The following is a 4,516-nucleotide window of genomic DNA, read 5'->3' on the forward strand; positions in this document are numbered from 1 at the left end:
GCTTCATCGCCGAGCCCTTGCCGAACGCGCGGTCGATCTGCGCGAGGGCGGCGTCCAACGCCTTTTGACGGTCTGCGTTCGCGGTTGCCATGCCGGTATCGATCACCTGAAGTTTGGCGGCCATTGCCGAAAGCCTTTCGCTAGAGCACCCGCGCGCCTCATTCAACGCGCGATCATCTCGTACCTACTTTGTTCCTATAGAACAAGTGGAGAACTAGAAGAGGTGAATCAAGGCTTTCCGCGATAACGGGCAACGCCGGCGGCGAAGGCCGGCGACGCGAAGGACGCTTCGAACCCCGAATCGTGCGCGGGATCCGCCGGGTCGGTAGCAATCGCCTTGAGCAGCCGCAGCGCCCCGACGTCACGGGAGGCGACCAGCCGCGCCACCTCACGTCCATCCCCCGCCATCGTGGCGAGGCCGATCCGCAGCGCCTCGGCGGCATCGATCGGCGCGGCGGTGAACAACAGTCGCGCGGCCTGTGACCGGCCGACGCGCGTGATCAGCCGCGCGACATCCCCGGCGGGATAGCCGATCCCCAGCCGCGCCGGCGGGATCGCGAACTGCGCCAAGGAGCCGGCGACCACTATGTCGCATGCCAGCGTCAACGCCACCCCGGCGCCATGACACGCCCCCTCGACCGCCGCGATGCTGGGGACCGGCAATCCCGCGAGCGCCTCGGTCGCCGCCGCCATCGCCATGCGGAATGCGGTGCGTGCGGGCACGTCGTCGATCAATCGCGCCAGATCGGCGAGATCCGCTCCGGCGCTGAAGATACCCGGCACCGCCGACGCCACGAGCAGCACGCGCGCCGACGCGGGGATCGCCGCGACCGTTTCCGCCAGTCGCCACCACGCCTCGGTCGGCAAGGCGTTGCGCGCGGCCGGGCGATCGAGCACGAGCGTGGCGACGCCGCTATCGTCCAGCGTCAGATCGATCATGCGATCGTCGTTGCCAGCAACCACCAGCCTGGGCGGGTGGCGGCGATACGGCGGGCGGCCTCGTCCCGCTCATCCAGGCGCTCGAACAAGGCGAAACATGTCGCGCCCGAACCCGACATGCGGATCAGCCGCGCACCGCCTGACACCCCGAGCGCCGCCATGACGTCACGAATGACGGGGGCGAGCGCCTCGGCGGCTGGTTGCAGGTCGTTGCGTCCCGCGAGCCCGCGCGCGAACGTGTCGCCCGAAGTAGCGATCGCACCGCGATCGACCCCGTCCCAACGCCCGAACACCGCCGCGGTCGACACGCCAACCCCCGGATTGACGAGCAAAGCCGGGCAGTCGCCAAGCCCCTCGATCGTCTCCAGCGCATCGCCGCGCCCACGTCCGAATGCGGCCCGCCCCAAGAGGCAGGCGGGCACATCCGCCCCCAGCCGCGCGGCGATCGTCAGCAGCCGCGCATCGTCGGCCGCCACGTCATGCAGCCGGGCCAGCGCGCGCAAGGTCGCCGCCGCGTCCGCCGATCCGCCGCCGATTCCCGACGCGACCGGCAGATGTTTGTCGAGCGTGATCGCGTGGCCCTGCCGGATCGCGAACGTCTCGGTGAAAGCGGCGGCTGCGCGGGTGACGAGATTGTCGCCCTCCCCCGCGAGCAGAGGCGCGAACGGTCCCGTCAGCGAAAGGCGGTCCGCCTCGGCCGGCGTCACCGTCACGCGATCGCCGTCGCGGGCGAAGACGAACAGGGTTTCGAGATCGTGATACCCATCCGCCCGCCGCGCCCGCACATGCAGCGCAAGATTGATCTTCGCCGGGGCGGGCTCCACCACCGAGAGGGGTTCAGCGTCGCTCACAGGCCGTCGGCGATCTTGCCGTCGAGCCGCGTCGCCGCCGCGCCGGTCGCCACCGATCTCGCCGCGTTCCAGGCGTAGCGTGCCTCGAAACGCCGCCCCGCCCGCCAATAGACATCGCCGAGATGCTCCCCGATCTCCGCATTGCCCGGATCGGTCGTGGCGGCGGCCTCGATCAGCGGCAGCGCGCGCATGGCCTCGCCCAGCCGGAAATACGCCCAGCCGAGCGAGTCGGCGATCGCCGGGTCATCGGGCTTCAGCCGCGCCGCCTTTTCCAGCATCGCGCGCGCCACATCGAGGCGCTCGCCATGTTCGACCAGCCCGTAGCCAAGGTAGTTCAGCGTCATCGCATCCATCGGTGCCAGCGCGACCGCGCGCTCCAGTGCCTCGCGCGCGGCCGGCCATTGCCCGGCGCGGTCGAGCGCGGCGCCATATTGCAACCAATCCAATCCGTCCGCCGCCGCCCCCCTACGATCGATCAGCGCGCGGTACAGCGGCGCGGCCGCAACCGCATTCTCCTCGCCCATGTACAGGTCCGCGAGCCGGCGGATATCGTCGATCGTCGCGTCCGGCGCCTCGGCCAAGGTGCGCGCCAGGGCGATCGCATCCGGCCTCCGGCCACTATCGGCAAGCAACTGCACCCGACCCGCCAAGGCATTGCGATAATAGATGCTGTCGCTCCGGATCGTCGCCAGTTCGGCGATGGCACGATCGGTCGCTCCGTCCTTGGACAGCAGCCCCGCCAGCAGCAGGCGCGCGCGATCGTTGCCTGGATCGGCACGCAAGGCCGCACGCACCAGCATGTAGGACAGCGGGTTCGGCGGCCCCAGCGCAAGATCGGATGCCACCCGCACGAACAGGTGCGACGCGCCGAACGCCAGCGATCCACGCGCGCCTGCGGCCCGGACCACCGCCGGATCATCGAGACGGTTGCGCAGCGCGATCAACGCCGGCGCCTCTCCAGCGAGTAGATCGCGCGCGGCGACAAGCTCGCCACGCGCCAGCAGCAGCCGCGCGCCGGCAATGCGATTGTCGAGCCCCGCCTGATCGTTGCCCAGCAGCGGACGCAGCGCGGCCACGCCCTGCGCCGGGGATCGGGTCGCCAGCATGATAAGCGCTCGGGTCTCGGCCGCGAACCGGCGAGTGACATTGTCCTTCGCCGCCGCCGGGGAGGATAGACTGGTCAACGGATCGCCACCGCTTTCCAGCTTGGCCCAGGCGCGCAGCGAGGGCGCGAACACATGCAGTTGCCCCTGTTCGACGCGGGCGATCGCGGCCAGCTCCGCGCGCGGATCGCGGGCCCGCGCCGCATCCGCGACCGCCAGCAGCGCAGCATCGGCGGGCAAGGCCTCGTGTGCGGCCAGAACGCTCGCGGCGCGATCCGCTAGCGAATCGTCGCCGGCGCGGATCGCCTCTCGAAAAGCCGGCAGCGCCACCAATGGATCACCGGCGGCGCCGGCCAGCGCGGCGGCATAATCCCGGGTCGCGACGTCGATCGCGCCGTCCGCCTCCGCCGCCCGGGCACGGGCGTAAGCGGCGAGATCAGCGACCGTGCCGGCCGTGGCGGGAGCGGCCACCCCGCCGATTCCCGCCGTCAACAAGGCGGTCGCGAGAAGGAAGCGCGTCTGCATGAACCCGCTTTCGCGGTGGTGGGGCGGCCGGGTCAACCCCCTACCCGTCCCCCTGCCCTGTCCCCCTGCCCCGTCGCGCCGCGCGGTACGCCGATACGGATCACGCCCAAAGCCCGGGCCGGCGGCCATCACATATTCGGATAGTTCGGGCCGCCGCCACCCTCCGGGACGACCCAGTTGATGTTCTGCGTCGGATCCTTGATGTCGCACGTCTTGCAGTGAACGCAATTCTGCGCGTTGATGACGAACTTCGGCTCGCCGACGTCCTCGCCGACAATCTCATACACCCCCGCGGGGCAGTAACGCTGCGCCGGTTCGTCATACATCGGCAGGTCGTATTCCACCGGCACCGACGGATCCTTCAGCGTCAGATGGACCGGCTGATCCTCCTCATGGTTGGTGTTCGAGAGGAACACCGAGGAGAGGCGATCGAACGTCAGCACGCCATCGGGCTTCGGATAGTCGATCTTCTTGACCAGATCCTTGCGCCACAGCGTCTCGTGGTCGGGGTGGTGATGCAGCGTGAACGGCATCCTGAGCCCCAGATATTCCGCCCACATCGTAATGCCCGCGAGCCCCGAACCGAGGAAATCGCCGAAGCGCTTCACCAGCGGCACGACATTGCGGACGACCGACAGTTCCTTCTTCACCCACGACTGCTCATAGGCGGCGGTATAGCCGGCCAGTTCGTCGTGCTGGCGCTGCGAAACGATCGCCTCGACCGCCGCTTCCGCCGCCATCATGCCGCTCTTCATCGCGGTGTGCGTGCCCTTGATCCTCGGCACGTTGAGGAATCCGGCACTGTCGCCGATCAGCGCGCCACCCGGAAACACCAGCTTGGGCACCGACTGATAGCCGCCGTCGGAGATCGCGCGCGCGCCGTAGCTGACACGCTTGCCGCCTTTCAGCAGCGCTGCGACCTGCGGATGCGTCTTCCACTTCTGCATTTCCTGGAAGGGCGACACATACGGATTGGTATAGTTCAGCCAGGTGACGAAGCCGATCGACACCTGACCATTGGCTTGATGATAGATCCAGCCGCCGCCGTTCGCGCCATGCTCGCTCAGCGGCCAGCCCTGGGTGTGGATCACCTTGCCG

4 protein-coding genes and 1 pseudogene are annotated in these 4,516 nt (G+C 69.1%); all 5 read right to left on the reverse strand.

Going from position 1 to position 4,516, the window contains the following annotated elements; translation table 11 throughout:
• Positions 1 to 124 (reverse strand): annotated as a pseudogene (locus ACFDSW_RS15540) (DNA recombination/repair protein RecA); the annotation flags it as partial.
• Positions 125 to 228: 104 nt separating this feature from the next.
• Entirely contained in the window at positions 229 to 939 is a 711-nt protein-coding gene (locus ACFDSW_RS15545) for an enoyl-CoA hydratase/isomerase family protein (protein WP_375251175.1), read from the reverse strand.
• A complete protein-coding gene (locus ACFDSW_RS15550) occupies positions 936 to 1,790 on the reverse strand; it encodes a 4-(cytidine 5'-diphospho)-2-C-methyl-D-erythritol kinase (RefSeq protein ID WP_375251176.1) in 855 nt (284 codons plus the stop codon). Before ACFDSW_RS15550 ends, ACFDSW_RS15545 begins: the two co-directional genes overlap by 4 nt.
• Complete coding sequence (locus tag ACFDSW_RS15555; RefSeq protein WP_375251177.1) at positions 1,787 to 3,418, reverse strand: tetratricopeptide repeat protein; 1,632 nt, start codon at positions 3,416 to 3,418, stop codon at positions 1,787 to 1,789. Before ACFDSW_RS15555 ends, ACFDSW_RS15550 begins: the two co-directional genes overlap by 4 nt.
• Before the next feature lie 128 nt (positions 3,419 to 3,546).
• On the reverse strand, positions 3,547 to 4,516 hold a 970-nt coding region (locus ACFDSW_RS15560; RefSeq protein ID WP_375251178.1), incomplete at its 5' end, for an electron transfer flavoprotein-ubiquinone oxidoreductase.

This window comes from Sphingomonas sp. (genome assembly GCF_042091075.1).
In the GTDB taxonomy this organism is placed as follows: Bacteria; Pseudomonadota; Alphaproteobacteria; order Sphingomonadales; family Sphingomonadaceae; genus Sphingomonas.